This is a genomic window from Shewanella sp. MMG014 (assembly GCF_018100775.1).
In the GTDB taxonomy this organism is placed as follows: Bacteria; Pseudomonadota; Gammaproteobacteria; order Enterobacterales; family Shewanellaceae; genus Shewanella; species Shewanella japonica.
In genome coordinates this window covers 44511-61049 of the sequence record NZ_JAGJDZ010000003.1, presented here as the reverse complement: position 1 = coordinate 61049, position 16539 = coordinate 44511, and the positions used below count along the sequence as shown (strand labels likewise).

General features: G+C 42.6%; 14 protein-coding genes. 6 read left to right on the top strand and 8 right to left on the bottom strand.

Features of this window, described 5'->3' with window-relative positions; genetic code table 11:
- Positions 1-31 precede the first annotated feature (31 nt).
- The 4 genes from J8L86_RS05565 to J8L86_RS05550 all read right to left on the bottom strand — a co-directional run bounded on the left by J8L86_RS05565 (position 32) and on the right by J8L86_RS05550 (position 5130).
- Positions 32-340, bottom strand: coding sequence for a hypothetical protein (locus J8L86_RS05565; RefSeq protein ID WP_247663258.1), 309 nt, complete (start codon positions 338-340; stop codon positions 32-34).
- Positions 341-1595: 1255 nt separating this feature from the next.
- Entirely contained in the window at positions 1596-2333 is a 738-nt protein-coding gene (locus J8L86_RS05560; RefSeq protein WP_192021647.1) for a fumarate reductase iron-sulfur subunit, read from the bottom strand.
- Positions 2333-4321 (bottom strand): fumarate reductase flavoprotein subunit, encoded by a 1989-nt coding sequence (locus tag J8L86_RS05555; RefSeq protein ID WP_211029253.1) that lies wholly within the window; start codon positions 4319-4321, stop codon positions 2333-2335. The genes J8L86_RS05560 and J8L86_RS05555 overlap by 1 nt, the downstream gene beginning before the upstream one ends.
- Before the next feature lie 68 nt (positions 4322-4389).
- Positions 4390-5130 carry a fumarate reductase cytochrome b subunit gene (locus J8L86_RS05550; RefSeq protein ID WP_211029252.1) on the bottom strand — a complete coding sequence of 247 codons (741 nt, stop codon included), beginning with the start codon at positions 5128-5130 and terminating at the stop codon, positions 4390-4392.
- 381 nt (positions 5131-5511) lie between these two features.
- Here J8L86_RS05550 and prmA point away from each other — a divergent pair, with 381 nt between their 5' ends.
- The 6 genes from prmA to J8L86_RS05520 all read left to right on the top strand — a co-directional run bounded on the left by prmA (position 5512) and on the right by J8L86_RS05520 (position 10104).
- Positions 5512-6393: a 50S ribosomal protein L11 methyltransferase gene (gene prmA / locus J8L86_RS05545; RefSeq protein WP_055023589.1), complete on the top strand. Its 882-nt coding sequence runs from the start codon at positions 5512-5514 to the stop codon at positions 6391-6393.
- Positions 6394-6566: 173 nt separating this feature from the next.
- On the top strand, positions 6567-7535 hold the full coding sequence (dusB, locus tag J8L86_RS05540; protein ID WP_055023590.1) for a tRNA dihydrouridine synthase DusB: 969 nt from the start codon (positions 6567-6569) through the stop codon (positions 7533-7535).
- An 18-nt stretch (positions 7536-7553) separates the two neighbouring features.
- On the top strand, positions 7554-7862 hold the full coding sequence (gene fis, locus J8L86_RS05535) for a DNA-binding transcriptional regulator Fis (RefSeq protein WP_055023591.1): 309 nt from the start codon (positions 7554-7556) through the stop codon (positions 7860-7862).
- A 287-nt stretch (positions 7863-8149) separates the two neighbouring features.
- The gene (locus J8L86_RS05530; RefSeq protein WP_247663238.1) at positions 8150-8431 is read left to right on the top strand and encodes an AlpA family phage regulatory protein; all 282 of its coding nucleotides are present in this window, start codon (positions 8150-8152) and stop codon (positions 8429-8431) included.
- A 390-nt stretch (positions 8432-8821) separates the two neighbouring features.
- Complete coding sequence (locus J8L86_RS05525) at positions 8822-9076, top strand: AlpA family phage regulatory protein (RefSeq protein WP_211029250.1); 255 nt, start codon at positions 8822-8824, stop codon at positions 9074-9076.
- Between the two features lie 416 nt (positions 9077-9492).
- The gene (locus tag J8L86_RS05520) at positions 9493-10104 is read left to right on the top strand and encodes an inovirus-type Gp2 protein (protein WP_211029248.1); all 612 of its coding nucleotides are present in this window, start codon (positions 9493-9495) and stop codon (positions 10102-10104) included.
- A gap of 311 nt (positions 10105-10415) precedes the next feature.
- On the opposite strand, the gene J8L86_RS05515 is transcribed toward J8L86_RS05520, so the two are convergent.
- The 4 genes from J8L86_RS05515 to J8L86_RS05500 form a co-directional block, all read right to left on the bottom strand.
- Positions 10416-11102: a hypothetical protein gene (locus J8L86_RS05515; RefSeq protein WP_211029246.1), complete on the bottom strand. Its 687-nt coding sequence runs from the start codon at positions 11100-11102 to the stop codon at positions 10416-10418.
- Between the two features lie 3 nt (positions 11103-11105).
- Positions 11106-12191, bottom strand: a complete 1086-nt coding sequence (locus J8L86_RS05510) for a phospholipase D-like domain-containing protein (RefSeq protein ID WP_211029244.1) — start codon at positions 12189-12191, stop codon at positions 11106-11108.
- A gap of 20 nt (positions 12192-12211) precedes the next feature.
- A complete protein-coding gene (locus J8L86_RS05505) occupies positions 12212-15205 on the bottom strand; it encodes a type I restriction endonuclease subunit R (RefSeq protein WP_211029242.1) in 2994 nt (997 codons plus the stop codon).
- Between the two features lie 297 nt (positions 15206-15502).
- Entirely contained in the window at positions 15503-16468 is a 966-nt protein-coding gene (locus tag J8L86_RS05500; protein WP_211029234.1) for an Abi family protein, read from the bottom strand.
- Positions 16469-16539: the final 71 nt, after the last annotated feature.

Below are 16539 nucleotides of genomic sequence, written 5' to 3'. Positions count from 1 at the left end.
TTTGCGGCTGTAACGGCGGTTAAACGCCTTGTTAAGTGTTTTGCTTGGCACAGACTTCAGCCTTTGTTTGTGATGAAACATTAACCCAGTTTGTGCTGCTAGATAGCTGTAATGAAATACCTAAACCTGAAGCAGCCACACTTACAATATGATGATACCAATCAGAGTGGCTCCATTTTCTTGGGGCCGGAGCCTTAAACCCTTTTATGTCATTGTCCCAGTATACTTCGGCGGCCTCACGATATATGTGTTGATACATTGGCTGGCCACCACTGGCGAGAACAACATACATTTCCTCGTTCTCTAGTATCTCAACTTTAGATATTGATTCAATTTCCATAGACACTTAACAGCTTATTGAACGGCGCGCCCGATAAAGTCGGCAGCTTAAGTTTTTGATTTATATCATCGTACATTTTCTATCTCTTTGATGTAAAGCAATAAAATACTCTCAACATCATAAAACAAAACGGGCTTGCGCGATAATGTCGTTCAAAAAATAAGCGGTTAAATTTATTTCCAACATTATCAATTAATTATAGTTTTCTAATTGAGCTAACAATACGACTTTAGGCTTACTTAATGAGTTGTTTGATTTAAATTAAGCCAAATCTCATTATACCTGTATATAAAACTAGTTCATTAGAACTAGTGCAACCTAGGCAGTAAGGATGGCAACTGTAAAAGAGCAATTTCAATTTAATGTTGAATGGAAAACGAAGATAAGCATTGTTAAATAGAGCTGTGGTTCTAACTAACTTCGGGGCAGAAATGAGCTAGATATTAAATTTGTATAATGCATTTTTTATTATGATCGTCACCTCATCTTTTATTTCCAAACTTCGTTTGGATTAAGGTCAAGGTCGTGGCGCTTCGCACACACCAGAGCAAGAGGGGAAACAACAGCAATCCCCCTCTTGCATCACCCTTGCCGCTCCCACGAATTAATCTGAAAAGCGATTATTTCAATGGAGAAATATCCAGCTTTTTACTTCATTTGTAGACAACTTCAACAAGCTTCAAAAATCACTAACGCTTCCGATGGGGCGTCCCTTCCCCTCGAAAGCTAGCTAGCCATCCATGGCTAGACTCACGCAATTTTATTGCTTGCCTCAATTCAAATTGAGCATTCTAAGAAGGTCACAAACAGATAAAGTACTTATGCAAGACATCAAGCGCTTACTCTGGACCAACAGACGAACCTGCGGGTGTAATAAATCCCCATTGAAATTGCTGAAATGCGTTGAAGAAAATAGCGTAAGCCTGACAGGACGTCAGGCTAGCTTTAGTTGGCCATGGATGGCCTATCTAAAGCGTTAGCTATTTTCGAATAAGCATGAAGCTTGCTCGCTTTTCAGAGCAATTTCGTAGGGGCGGCAAGGGATATCGAAAAGGGAAATGCTGTTGTTTCCCTTTCGTCTGGTGTGGGCGAAGCGCCACGATCTTGATTCAAACGGAGTTTGGAAATAAAGGAAAGAAACCTACAACCTGAATCTGGTGTGAACTAAGTTCCGTGACCTTGATTTGTTCAAAATAACAAACAAAAAAGCCGCTTACCTCTGCAGATATGCGGCTTTTAAATGTTTAGCGATTAATTAACAACTCACTATCGTTTGCGCCATTTTACGGCGTAAATAGGCAATTTGCTGCATATGCGGTAAGTCTTTCGGGCAAGCATCTTGGCAACCCAATAAGGTCATACAACCAAATACACCATCTTGATTACCAATCACATGATAGAAATCTTCAGCTGTGCGGGTATCACGGCTGTCCATTTCAAAACGAGCGATTTTCATCATACCCACTGCGCCAACAAAAGTGTCTTTCATTTGTTTGGTCGCACACGCAGAAACACACACACCACATTCAACGCAGCGCTCTAATTCATATAACTTAGCCGCTTCAGCTGGATCCATTGGGTTTTCTAAGCGGTGAATGTCGATGTCATTACTGTCTGGTTGCAGCCACAGTTGTAAACGCTCTGCCAGCTCACGCATAAACTTACCAGTATTCACCGATAAGTCGCCAATTAGCTCAAACCCTGGTAGTGGCATGAGTTTAATTTTGCCATCAGGGAAATTAGCCGTCAGGGTACGACACGCCAGCGTTGGCTTGCCATTAATCACCATAGCGCAGCTGCCACAAATACCTGCACGGCAAACAAAATCAAACTGCAAAGAAGGATCTTGCTGCTCACGTAGTAAGTTGAGTGCAATGAACACTGTCATTCCTGGCGCTTCAGTGATCTCGTAAGTCACCATCTTTGGCTTATCGTTAGGATCTTGCGGATCATAACGAAAGATTTCAAAACTGATAGTACGTGGGCTGCTCATTACTTCTCTCCCGACACTGCACTAGTGTCACTTAATCTTTCATTACGAGGACGTAATGTTTCAGGTAAATCGAATGGCATGATGGCGGCTTGTTTATCAAAGCGGTCGGCATCATCACCTAATTCAGCAAGAATTTCGGCAATTTGGGCTTCACGAATTGCGGTATCAGGGTGTGCGACCGCATTATCGTTTCCGTAACCACGATAACCTGGTGGTAGTTCCATTTTCATCACATCAAGTTGCTCATAAGTGAGCTCTGGCTCTAATGCATTTTCATCAGGCCAAGTTGATAATGTTCGGTTTAGCCACTCTTTATCATTACGTTGTGGGTAATCTTCACGGGCATGGGCACCACGGCTTTCTGTACGGGCATTAGCACCACATGCAACCGTTAGCGCAACACGCAGCATACGCGGGACTCTTAATGCTTCAACTAATTCAGGGTTCGCGTGACGTTTTTTACATTTAAGGCCAATATTTTTACTGCGTTTAAGCAAGTCTTTTAACTCGCTGACGGCTTTTTCAAGCTCAGGGCCATTACGGAAAATACCCACGTAATTCATCATAATGCGCTGCATAGCGAGTTTGATATCAAATACGTTTTCAGTACCTTCACCGACTAATAGCTCATCAATTTCGCCTTGTAATTTTGACATGGTGTCATCGATGACTTGTGTATTAATCTCTAGGGTATTCTTCTCACAAAAATCAGCGACATACTTACCGATAATCATGCCGCCAACCACGGTTTCAGCCAGTGAGTTACCGCCTAAACGGTTAAAGCCATGCATATCCCAACAGGCTGCCTCACCGACACTGAATAAACCTGCAAGCTGCGGACTTTCACCGGTAGCATTAGTACGAATACCGCCCATTGAGTAATGCTGAGTCGGTCTGACTGGGATCCAATCTTTCGCAGGGTCGATACCAAGGAAGTTTTCACAAATCTCTTTGACCTCACGTAAATTGGTCTCAACATGCTTGCGGCCAAGCAGAGTAATATCAAGCCATAAGTGTGGGCCATAAGGGCTATCAACCCCTTTACCTTTACGCATATGCTCGGTCATACGACGTGATACTACGTCACGTGATGCAAGCTCTTTCTTTTCTGGCTCATAGTCAGGCATAAAGCGATGACCATCTTTATCACGTAATAAGCCGCCATCACCACGACACCCTTCTGTGGTTAAAATCCCTACTGGCACAATGGCTGTTGGGTGGAACTGCACCGCTTCCATGTTGCCTAAGGCGGCAACACCCGTATCTAATGCCAATGCTTGGCCAATACCTTCACAGATAATTGCATTGGTAGACACTTCGTAAATTCGACCATAGCCGCCAGTAGCAATAGTGGTTGCCTTGCCAATATAGGCACGTAATTCACCTGTAATTAAACAGCGTGCAATCACACCATGACAGCGTTTGCCATCATGGATAAGTGATAAAGCTTCAATACGTTCATGAACAGGAATGTCCATTTCAATGGCTTTATTATCTACTGCATATAACAATGAATGACCTGTACCGTCAGCGGTATAGCAAGTACGCCATTTTTTAGTCCCGCCAAAGTCACGGGCATTAATTAAACCATGGGCTTTTTCAGCTTCGGTAATCGTGACCTTTTCAGCATTCACTACCACTTGGCGATCGCCAGCAGTAATACGTGACCAAGGTACGCCCCAGTTAGCCAGTTCACGCACTGCTTTTGGCGCGCAATGGGCAAACATTCTTGCTACGTCTTGATCGCAGCCCCAGTCAGAACCTTTTACAGTATCTTGGAAATGGACATCTTCATCATCACCCATTCCTTTTACAGTGTTACCAAGGCTCGCTTGCATGCCACCTTGAGCCGCTGCAGAGTGAGAGCGCTTTGCAGGGATAAGCGATAACACCACGGTATCTAAACCACGTTCTTTTGAAGCAATAGCAACGCGCAAACCAGCAAGGCCTGCGCCAACGACTAATGAGTCTGTATAAATTATTTTCACGGGTATTCCTTAAATTCGATACGAGGTTAATGGCATAGGTGACTCATTAACCTAAAACTCTTAAGCTTCTAGCTCGGCACAAAAGGAGTCACTGGTAACTCCAACGATTGACCAATCACGATGTAAGTCATCAAACTTGCGATACCAATAATCATCAAGTAAATCACCATAAACTTGGCAAGTTTTAACGCTGCCATACGTTTAGTGGTAATGCCCCACTTAACGGCAACACGGTATAAGCCGAACATGGCATGAATAACTACGGCAGGAAGCAGTAATACATACAGCATCCACACATCTTGGTGGTAAACACGTTCAGCCGATAAATGCGGACCAATCGCAGGATTAGTGATCATGTCATAGAGATGAACAGGCGCGAGGAAGAATAATAAGAAGCCTGTGATCAGCTGCCAGAACCAAATTTTTGTATCTTGGTGAGGCATGATTGTCATTTGACTGCGAAGCGCTCGCCATTGCTGAATCTGAGCAGGAAAACGGCGCAAGGCAAATGCAGCATGAATAATCACCACAATTAACATGAAGGCAGAGATAAATTTGGTTAGTACAGGGAAGCCATGTCCAGTTTCACTGAATATTCCCCCCTCTAAAAAATGACCAACATGATAAAATGCCTCTTTACTGATTAGGATGCTCGACTCAAAATGCAAATGCATAATGATAAAGAGGCCCAATAGTAATCCAGTGGCACTTTGTAATTTATCCGCTCTGGCAGCCCAAATGGGGTTCAAATACCCTTTTGACGATACGTCATGTATTTTTTGATTTTGTGTTTGTGATGAAGCTGTCATAGTTCTCATGCCTGTTAATGACATATTGCTGGTGATTTCAGCTTATCAGTTATCACTATTTCTCCTTGTGCTAGAAAATTAAATCGTGATCAAGCTCACCCTGCATTCACCGTCTTTTAGAAGTTGATCACAGTCACAGATTGTTCAAATTTAAGAACTCAAAATTTACCTTATGTTTCATAAATTTATCATGACATTCAAACAAACAGATGAATATGGTGATTTCATCATGGATATTAATAGCTTAAAGATTAACCAGTAGCAAAAGGTGTGAAAATGGCCCTTTCAATGCAATTGAGCAATATTTCACTATCAAGTGCTGCTGTTTTACCCGCCAAGCAGGTACAATAGGCCATTAAATTATTCTCATAGGAAAACTCCATGCCTTGGATTCAACTTCGCATTAGTACTCACAGCGACCATGCCGACGCGCTTGGCGACCTCTTAATGGAGCAAGGTTCTGTATCAATTACCTATGAAGATGGTAAAGACACACCGATATTCGAACCCAAATTAGGTGAAACACCACTTTGGCAAGACACTATCGTGATTGCCCTGTTTGATGCTGGCACCGATTTAGCTCCGACAGTGAGCTTTTTAGAAACCCTGCCTTATCTAGGCAAAGGGTTTACACATAAAATCGAACAGATTGAAGATAAAGATTGGGTTCGTGAATGGATGGACAGCTTTCACCCGATTAAATTTGGTAACCGCTTATGGATCTGCCCAAGCTGGCGTGATATTCCTGAGCCTGATGCTGTTAACGTTATTCTTGATCCAGGTCTTGCCTTCGGAACAGGTACCCACCCAACCACAGCATTATGTTTAGAGTGGTTAGATAGCTTAGATTTATCTGATAAAGAAGTGATCGATTTTGGTTGTGGCTCAGGTATTTTAGCCATTGCAGCACTAAAACTTGGCGCTAAAACAGTTACTGGTGTCGATATTGATTATCAAGCGATTGATGCATCAACTGCCAATGCAGAACGTAACGGCGTAGCAGATAAATTAGCGCTATATTTACCAGAGAACCAACCTGACAATCTGCAAGCGGATATCTTGGTTGCTAACATTCTTGCGGGTCCTTTACGTGAATTAGCGCCTTTAATTGCAGAAAAGGTTAAAACAGGCGGTAAATTAGCCCTGTCAGGCCTGCTACAAGAGCAAGCAGAAGAAATATCACAATTTTACAGTCAATGGTTCATCATGGATGAAGCGGCTCACAAAGAAGACTGGAGCCGCTTGACAGGTACACGTAAATAACGGTAAAGGCAGTACACCCCTTATGGCAGCTAGATCTCTGCCAAAAGGGGCTATTACGACTCCCCAACTAAAAGTCAAGAAAAAAAGTTACATTTAGTTCATTTATTGACCTTTTCAGCAGCGCAAAAAAGGGCTAATATAGCGCCCCTTTGACGAGCAAGGTGATTAACTCAATGCAAATTGGCCCTTATCAACTGAGCAATCAGCTGATCGTGGCACCAATGGCAGGTGTCACCGATCGCGCTTTTAGAAACCTCTGTTTACGCTATGGCGCAGGCCTAGCAGTATCAGAAATGCTTTCATCTAATCCTGATGTTTGGGATACAGATAAAAGCCGCCAGCGCATGATGCATTCTGGTGAAGAAGGTATTCGCTCAGTACAAATTGCAGGTGCAGATCCTGATTTAATGGCAAATGCCGCCCAGTTCAACGTTGAACAAGGTGCGCATATCATTGATATCAATATGGGCTGTCCGGCAAAAAAAGTGAATAAGAAGCTTGCAGGCTCGGCATTAATGCAAGATCCCCAGCTAGTGAAAGAGATTTTACAGGCTGTTGTTAGTGCAGTTGATGTCCCTGTAACACTTAAGATCCGCACAGGTTGGCAACCTGAACATCGTAATGGTGTTGAAATTGCCCATATTGCTGAAGATTGTGGTATTGCATCGCTCGCCGTTCATGGCAGAACGAGACAATGCATGTATAAAGGCTTTGCCGAATACGACACGATTAAAGCAATAAAACAAAATGTCTCAATCCCTGTTGTTGCTAACGGAGATATCGACAGTCCTGAAAAAGCTAAGTTTGTCTTAGATTACACAGGCGCCGATGCTTTGATGGTAGGACGAGGAGCCCAAGGCAGACCGTGGATTTTTAGAGAAATTCACCACTACTTGGAAACAGGTAAAAAATTACCGCCAGTTGAGGCGAGCGAGCAACGAGAAATCATGCTCGAACACCTGAACAAATTGTACGAATTGTACGGCGAATACAAAGGTGTCCGATTTGCGAGAAAGCATATGGGATGGTACCTAAACCAAGAAGAACAGCGACAGTTCCGTGCTGACTTTAATAGGCTTGAAACCGCTGAACAGCAATATTCCCTTGTGGAATGTTACTTTGATGAATTAGTAAATTTTTAATATAAAGAGCAGAATAGAATGTTTGATCAGACAACTACTAACACAGAAGTTCACCAGCTAACCGTAGGTAAGATTGAAACCGCTAACGGTACAATCAAGCCACAACTATTACGTGACGCAGTAAAGCGTGCAGTAACAAACTTCTTCTCTCAGTTAGACGGTCAAGAAGCGTCTGAAGTATATGAAATGGTTTTAAGCGAAGTTGAAGCACCATTACTAGACATCATCATGCAACACACTCGTGGTAACCAAACACGTGCTGCGAACATGTTAGGTATCAACCGTGGTACTTTACGTAAGAAATTAAAAAAATACGGCATGAACTAAGAAGCAATTCTTAACATGATGTATTAAAACGGGTTTTCCAGAGATGGGAAGCCCGTTTTGCTTTATATGTACCCCCATATGTACCCCCGTTGTTTTGTTGTCCCTCTCTGTGATCTGGTCTTTCACCCTGTTATTACCCCCAAAATAAATCATGCGAAAAGATCTCTAGTTAGCACTGAATTACACCCTATTTGCTAAAACCCCCGAAAATGACAGCTTCAGTTGCAAGCTGATCCAGAATCCTCCTACCAAGCGCAATCAAGCCCTTGGCAACTGAGGAAAACTCAATGAAACATATAGATTTAGCCACTATGGATTGCCAATCAGCCAACGAATTAGTGTTTGACCGCCTAGTAAAAGAAAAAGAGAGGTTACAAATAACCTGTATTAGTAAAGCGCAGGCATTTCAACTCGAACGACAAGGACGGTTTCCACAGCGCAGACGTATCTCTAACCGCTCAGTTGCATGGCTACTATCGGAACTTTTAGATTGGGTAAACTCCAGAGAAAAAGTCACCCTATCTCAAACTGACTCTATAGCAGAAAGTGCCAGTGAAGGGGCGCTATGAATATGAGCGATGAAAAAGCAGCTCAAGATATGAGACCGTTAATTTCAGTCAACCATATCTGCTTAATTTTAGGCAAAAGTAGAACCACTGTTTTTCGCTGGGTCAAATCTGGCAAACTAATAAAGCCAGTGACAAGAAATGGTAGAACCATAGGCTGGAACCCAACCCGATTCGAACAGTGGCGATCTAAAGCCCATTAACAACCAATGTGCTGGTGGACATAAGGCCACCAGCACAACGAAACCAAAGTTATTTAACCTATATCCGCTCCATAAGCCCCCTCAATATGACCCAACACACTAAAACCCTCTAAAATTTAGTTTCTACTTGATAGCCACTTAAAGTCCTCCTACCAAGAGCAATCTGCCCCTTGGACTTCAGGAGAGACGAATGAAAACATCCATATTTACTCCATCAGCTGATGACAGTTTTGATGAACCCGTCATCAACGAAGAACAGCGCTGCTTCATCACAACAGTAAGCCGCTCTCAAGCATTTCAGCTAGAGCGAAATGGTCAATTCCCGACTCGTATAAAACTTAATGCCAATAGCAATGTTTGGAAGCTAAGAGAAGTACTTGAATGGATACGCACACGCCCTGTGGTGAAGCTAAAGGATGTAGAGGTATGCAATGACACCAACTAAGCCTACCACCAGCACAAGAGCTATAAGGCTATGCCAAGTCGTAGCCTCACAACATACAGTTGAACCAGTACTTACAACCGAGAAAATTGCGATTCGGCTAAATAAAAAACCTAAAACAATCCGTAATTGGCTCAGGCTGCAAGTGGACTGCCCGAAAGCCTTCAAAGACGGTAACGAATGGTATGTCTATCAATCAGAGTTATTGCGATGGGAACGAGGGGTGGATTAGCCACTTCCACAACTAGCTTTAACACGGGGCACTTGTTGCCCTTTTTATGACAATAAAATGAAACAAGTTGGGCTGTTATATGCTCTTCTTGAAGCAAGAAAATCGAAATATTAAGAGTGAAACCAGCGCCATGATTGCGCTGCAGACTGCCCTGATGATTAATTGAACTAGGTTATTAAATACTATTATGTCTCTACGCTCTTATGCAGCACCTAACAGTCACCCTTATGACATGGGATCGCCTATCTGTGAGCCAGTCTGTTTAGGCAGATTCGGCTGGCAGGTTATGAGCTTTGCTGATGGCCTTGATAGAAATATCTTAAACAAAACCTACCAATCCTTAACGGCGTTTCTATCTCGACACTCAAAGGCATTCGTCATTCGATTTGATATCTCCCTGTATGACTCACCAGAAGATAATAAACTCATAAGCAAGACCATGCGCAGCGTTACCACTAGCTTAAACAATAGATACGAGTCTAAAGCTGCCTATGGCTGGGTTAGAGAGCAAAACAGCTTAGATGATAAATGCCACTACCACTGCTTTGTCATTCTCGACGGGCATAAGGTTAATAAGACAAAAACCACCTTCGATTACGCTAGACATGCAATTGAGCTAGTTGTGAATGCAAAGACTCACTTCCCAAAGTATTGCCATTACATGGTGTATCGCAATGACCTTGTCACCTTTCAAGCAGCACTTTATCGCTTAAGCTACCTAGCCAAGAACACTTCTAAGCAAGCAAATCCGTCAAAGGTTAAGGGCTACTTCTTCAGCCGCATTGCACCACGGCTATAGAGATCACTTTCAGGCATATTTCAAACAGCAGTCAGCAAGCGTTGTTTTACTACAGAAATTGTTAATAGATTGTCAACCGTTTCAAGTTGGTTGAACAATAGGGAGTTTTTCTAAGGTGTTTGATCAGTCTCCCCCTGACGCAACCAGTTGCTTTTCATAAGCTTAGATAATTTTATATATGAGTTTGATGATCATAAATAGCTAGATAGCATCAAGTGATCACTTTTTTGTGATCACTCCTCAGTTGAGCCACCAGCTCATAGCAATAATTAAAGGGTGAAACTCACTTACGAAGAGTTACAGTTTTGGGGTTATGACGCTTGTAATGACAGCTTTAATTGGTGAGGGAGAATCTCTTGTAAGTTTTCTAGCTTCGCATCTCGTTTGATAACGACCTCACTCTCAGCTGATACCATAGGTATCCAGATTATATCCTCACAAGAAACCTCAGCCTGATACACCCTTCGTTGAGAGTAATCTAACTCAGGATATTTATTAAAGGCAAAGTCGATTGCAGTCTGCTTGCAAGAACTCCAACATTGACCAAAAGAGCCTGCTTGATGTTCTGATTCATTGCAGCCACGATAAATCGTTTTTAACCTAAAACTACTGCAATAGTCCTCTAATGGCTCCTTGAATATCACGATAGGAAACCAATCTTCCCCACCTCGATTTGTGTGAGTGTGCAGTTCCTTCCAAAGCTCTTCTCCATGGAATTCCAGAGTTAGCTTTATCGCATCAAACATACCCTGCTGAAGTACGTTAAACTTAGTGTCACTTTCACAATAAAGCTCATTATAATCAACTACAGTACTAACTCCTTCCTTGATCTGTTGAGATACGAAGTATAGATTCTCTATGTAGCTAATGGCATTAACTTGCTCTTCAGGAGTATAGGAGCTCAACTCAGACTCAATATGATTGAGATCTAGTTGCATGGATTCAGTAAGCATATGTAAGCAAGCGTCTGTCAATTGTGAGCAAATAGAGTCAGTCATCCGCTAGCTTTCCGCATTATCAATTTTCGCTATTAAAAACTCCGCAAACTCTTTAGTGATTTGCACCTTATCACTACCCATATTTAATGTTCCAAGGCTAAAACCACCAGCACTTGTAACTGGAATGGTTGGGTGTGTGTCTCTAAACTCATTCAATGCCGTATTTCGCTTAATGTCATGCTGCCACCATACTCGCCCAAAGTCAGTACTATAGTTCCTCCCCTCCATATACCAAGGCCAACGTTCCTTCCAAGGCTCTAGTGTTATCTCATCATCAGTCACATGAAAGAGGCTACCTGTAACTCTAAAGTATGAGATTAATGAGCCGCAACCAACGCCTGTAGTAATAACAACGTCACCTTGACGTACACCTTTTGGTTTCCATTTCGAAAAATGAAGGGGCTGATGCAAATCAGAGTAGTCATTTCTATCCTCAAGCCTCACAGGCTCTTCGCTTGTACCAATAGGCTTTAAGAAGTAAAGAGGTTCTTTATCCGTTTCAACTTCAGCTGAGTAAATGGTTGATATGATATCCACCGTCACATCAGGTTTCTTTGACCATTCAGGGTGGGAGTTCAAGTATTGCTCAGCAAACATTTTTGCCTTGTTAATTTGAGTTGACGTCAACTCAGGGTAATCTAAGCTACCTAATACCTGCTCTAACAATTCATTTATTGTGTGCTCATCGCGAACCTTTAGCCCCCATTCATGGTTGGAATACATACCACTATGAGTAAAATTTGCAGAGGTAACAACAGCTGATAAAGCTTCATCACCCATGGCCATATACACTTTGCCATGTAGCTGATTATCTATGTGGATTTTTAACTTGACTGAAGGGTACTTCGTTTGAAAATAGGTCTGTATGTCATGTAGCTGGAATGGCTTTGTCAGCTGTTCAGGATCATTCGCTTTAAAGGTAGTCACTATCTCTATTCGCTTCAAACTACTGAAGTCAAAGTTGTCCAACAGTGCAGCCATATCAGATGCTAAGTAGGGTGACGTAATCACTACCCGAGTAGGAGTTGCACTTAGAAGCTCTTGAATCGCAACCACATGGTTACTGCTAATATTCGAAGTTAATTCCATTTAAAATCCTTATTTGCTAACTAAAACCCTGACATAAACGTATCGACAAACTGCTTAAACTTGTCGCTGATAATAGGCAACACACGCTTACGCTGCAGTATTGTAGGCTTGCTCTCCAATGCCTTAGCAAAGTCTTCACGCAAAGGCATCTCATCACTTAGCTCAAATCGTGCCACCAGCTGCTCAAGGCGCTCTTTGTTTAGCTTCTGCTCCTGTGCAAAGACCTCCAAAGCTTCACGCTTCTCTTTCTCCCAAAAGAACTCAAACTCCTCATCAACATCAGCGCTAGCAGGTATGCCGTCAAGGTACTCATTCATAAACTTATCAATCAACTCTTTCTTGCTTAGCAATGTAGGGTCTGATGCAATAAGGTTAGCGATTACTTGGCGCTTCTTCTCTCTCTCTTCGCTACTTTCTTCACCATGAATTTCCCGTAGTAGTTGCAGTATATAGGCAACATTCACTTCATCTCTATGGAGCAGTTCTAACTCAAAATCCACATCATCAAGTATCGACACTTTCTCTTTAATGGTGCTTTCACGGATTTGACGACTTAAGTCTGCATACTTACTGGTGAAGTCTTGAAAGGTCTGCTCATCCATGGCGGTTTCACTCATGTCAAAGTCTGCAAAATTACTTAGCATATTCTTCAACTGCATCAGCTTTCTAAACTGCAATACAAACAGCTTCTGAGCGTCTTCATCTGCTAGGGTATCTACGTCATCAACGGTGGGTGTTATCGCCATCAGTGCAGTGTGAGCCTTATCAAAGTCGGCAATCAACTCGTTATAGGAGGGGGTCTCTATATCCTCTTTAGGCTGTTTGTTCGAAAACAGAGTAAACGCTTCATCAGCCGCTTTCTTAAGGTTTCTAAAGCAAACAATATTACCGTGAGACTTAGTTTCATCAAGTAAGCGGTTGGTACGGGAGAACGCTTGAATCAGTCCATGCTGCTTAAGGTTCTTATCGACAAACAAAGTATTAAGCTTAGGCGCATCAAACCCCGTTAAAAACATATTGACCACCAGCAACAGGTCAATCTCTTTAGCCTTCACACGCTTGGCAATATTTTTGTAATAGTTATAGTAAATCTTGCTATCTTTAGTGTGATAGCTCGTACCAAACATCTGATTATAGTCAGCAATAAAACTCTCTAACTTATCTCGACTATGTAGCTTAGCCGCTTGCCCTTCATTGAGATATTTGACCGAAACTTCACGCACTTCATTACTGTAAATATCAAGCTCACAACCACCAAGCTCATACTCCTCCTCTTCATTAGCCTCATAACTAAATATGGTGGCAATTTTGAGGTTATGTTTCCCTTCAGCTTTCTTCTTAGCAAAAAGCTCGTAGTATTGAATCAGCTCGGGGACACCAGAGACACAAAACATCGCATTGTAATCACGGCTATGAGTCTTACGACCATGATGATCAATAATGTAGTCGGTGATCATCTCTAACCGTTTTGGTGAGCTTAATAGCTCCTTGGTGTCGATATCCTCAACGTCAATATCAAGATTATTCTTAGAGCCATCTTTGTACTGATATCGCCCAACATACTCAATGGCAAACTTAAGTACATTATTATCTCTAATAGCATCGACAATCACATAGGTATGCAGGCACTCACCAAACAGATCTTTAGTGGTCTTCTTTACTGACTTCTTTGCAATAGCGTTGTCTGCAAATATCGGGGTACCAGTAAAACCAAATAGCTGGTTACCCCTGAAGAATTGGGTGATGTTTTGGTGGGTATCACCAAACTGACTGCGATGGCACTCATCAAAGATAAATACAATGCGCTTGTCTTGCAGTGCTGACATCTCCTCAAGGTAGCGCTTCTTAGTGATCACGTTATTGAGCTTCTGTAAGGTAGTGACCACCAGCTTGGTATTACGATTCGTGTTCTCGGTTTGCCCTTTTCTGAGCTTTACAGGCTTATCAAGCAGCTGGTGGAACAGCACCTTAGTGTTGTCGGTACTGTCGACACAACCTTTTGAGAAAGCATTAAACTCTAGCGCTGTTTGATAGTCTAGGTCTTTGCGGTCGACCACAAACACCACCTTATCAACTTCACTGAGCGAGGTAATGATTTGTGCAGCTTTAAATGAGGTCAGTGTCTTTCCTGAACCTGTCGTATGCCAGATGTAGCCATTCTCATAACCAGAGTCATAGCCCCCACCGCTATCTAAGTAGGAGTCGTGAGGAAGCCCATCAGCCTCCTTCACTTGCTTTACAATCGCCTCTACTGCATAAAATTGATACGGTCGAAGCACCATCAAGAACTTGCCAGTCTCATTCAGCACAATGTACTTAACGATCATATCGGTTAAGTGCTGTGGTGATAAAAAGGCGCTAGCAAACTCTGTAAGCTTGCTTATACGATTGTTACTGACATCAGTCCAGTCAAAGGTCTGCTTAGCTGACATCTCGCTGTTATTGGAGAAGTACTGGCTATTAATCCCATTAGAGATCACAAACAGTTGCACATAATTAAACAGGCCATGATTGGCATGATAAGAGTGCTTCTGGTAACGCTTAACCTGATTAAACGCCTCTTTAAGCTCTAATCCACGGCGCTTAAGCTCAATCTGTACCAATGGCAAACCATTAACCAGAATCGTGACGTCATAGCGGTTAGTGTACACACCTTTAACTGTGATCTGCTGCGCCACCTGAAAGTGATTCAGTCCTCGTTTAGCACTCTTAGCTGAATTAGCATTAGCCTGTTCAAACAGCAAGCTCAGGTGACAGCTATCACCATTATCTAAACTCACATCCAACTGATCCCGCAGTATCTTGGCTTTACCAAAAATATTACTCTTATCGAGCTTACCAAGTACCTGCTTAAACTCACCGTCTGATAGCTGAACACCATTAACTCGCTCAAGCTGCTTTTTAAGGTTAGCTTCAAGGGCAGCATTATCAGGCAGGCAGACCACCTCAAAGCCCTGCTTACTTAGCTGGCTAACAAGGTTATCTTCTAGTTGCTGTTCTGATTGATGTGCCATCTATTCCCTTCCATTTGTTCTGTGTTTGCGCTTGTATAGGTAGCTGACTCAATTGTGGCTAAATCCATCTAGTTACGGCCACTACCATGTAAAAAGCGTGTAAAAAGTAATAATGCTCCTATCCGAGCTAGAAGTGCTAGTAGCTGTCCTATAGTGTCTCATGGCGTATCTTTACGCACTAAAATGGCCAAATATGTTTGCTAATTGCCGTAAATTAAATTATATTCTGTAGCAACACGACCTCTATCGGTAAGTTTCCTTCGGGAAGCAGACTGCTTAGAGGTTTTTTATTGCCTGTCATTCGTGTGTGGTAAATAACTCTAACCAGTCTTCACAAACTCCCATACTATTTAAGTCCAAACCAAGCATCGACATATCGGGCAGATCATTAGCCATTAAGTCCGTTAACCTATTCCACCATGTTGAATTAGGGTTGATATGATCCATCAAGTGCTTAGTAATGCAAAACAGTAAAAAAGGGCGAGAGCGTAACCTGTCATATTCAATAAACGGTGCCACCCAAGGCAGTTCTGGTGCTGGAGGTAGCTTGGGCTTTTCAACCACATTGCGGTTCCAGAGTCTGCTATGATGAGCGCATAAGTTACGCAGGTAGTTCAGTGAACGCAGCCAACTGGCCAGCACACGGCCATTGGATAAGCCAAATTTTCGAGCGATTCTATCTTGGTCAGCCTCTTTCATACCGCCATACAGGAAGGACAGGGTACCAAAGTCCCACACCTCACAGGCTATCCAGATAGGTAGGGGTAGGCCATGTTTCTTCTTGTTGTGCTCTATAAACTTCTCTTTTGAGCGCTTAATCAACCCCGCTTGCTTAGTTAGCCAGTTATGATGCTCTGTCAGCCCAGTATGCGGCTTCAGAATCTTGGCAAACTTATCGTGGAATAGCTCTGGCTTTAAGTAGGCAAACATATCTTGCTCGCCCAATAAGTGAGCTAACTCAACACGAAATGCAATCTCAATCCGCTCTAGCGCATCCATTGCCAGCAAGCGTAGATTCTTATCAAATACATACAGCTGAACCGCCTGCTCAAAACTGGCACCAGTGATAAAGTTATCAAGCTTAACCTTTTTGCCTTCGACTTCTTGCTGCTGGCGAAACGAGTACCAGTAGCCACTTAAGCGGTAGTACCCAATACGGGCAAGGTAATCTAGCGCCTTATCATCTTCAGTGATGTTAAGGCCACGCTCACGTAGCTTATCGAGTTGCGCCTGATAGGAGTGCCAAGGCTTGCTATAGGGCATCTTGTTTCTCTCTCTGGCAACTTAATAAAGCGTTCATCGTTGAATTCCTTTTCTTATTTATATATATATTT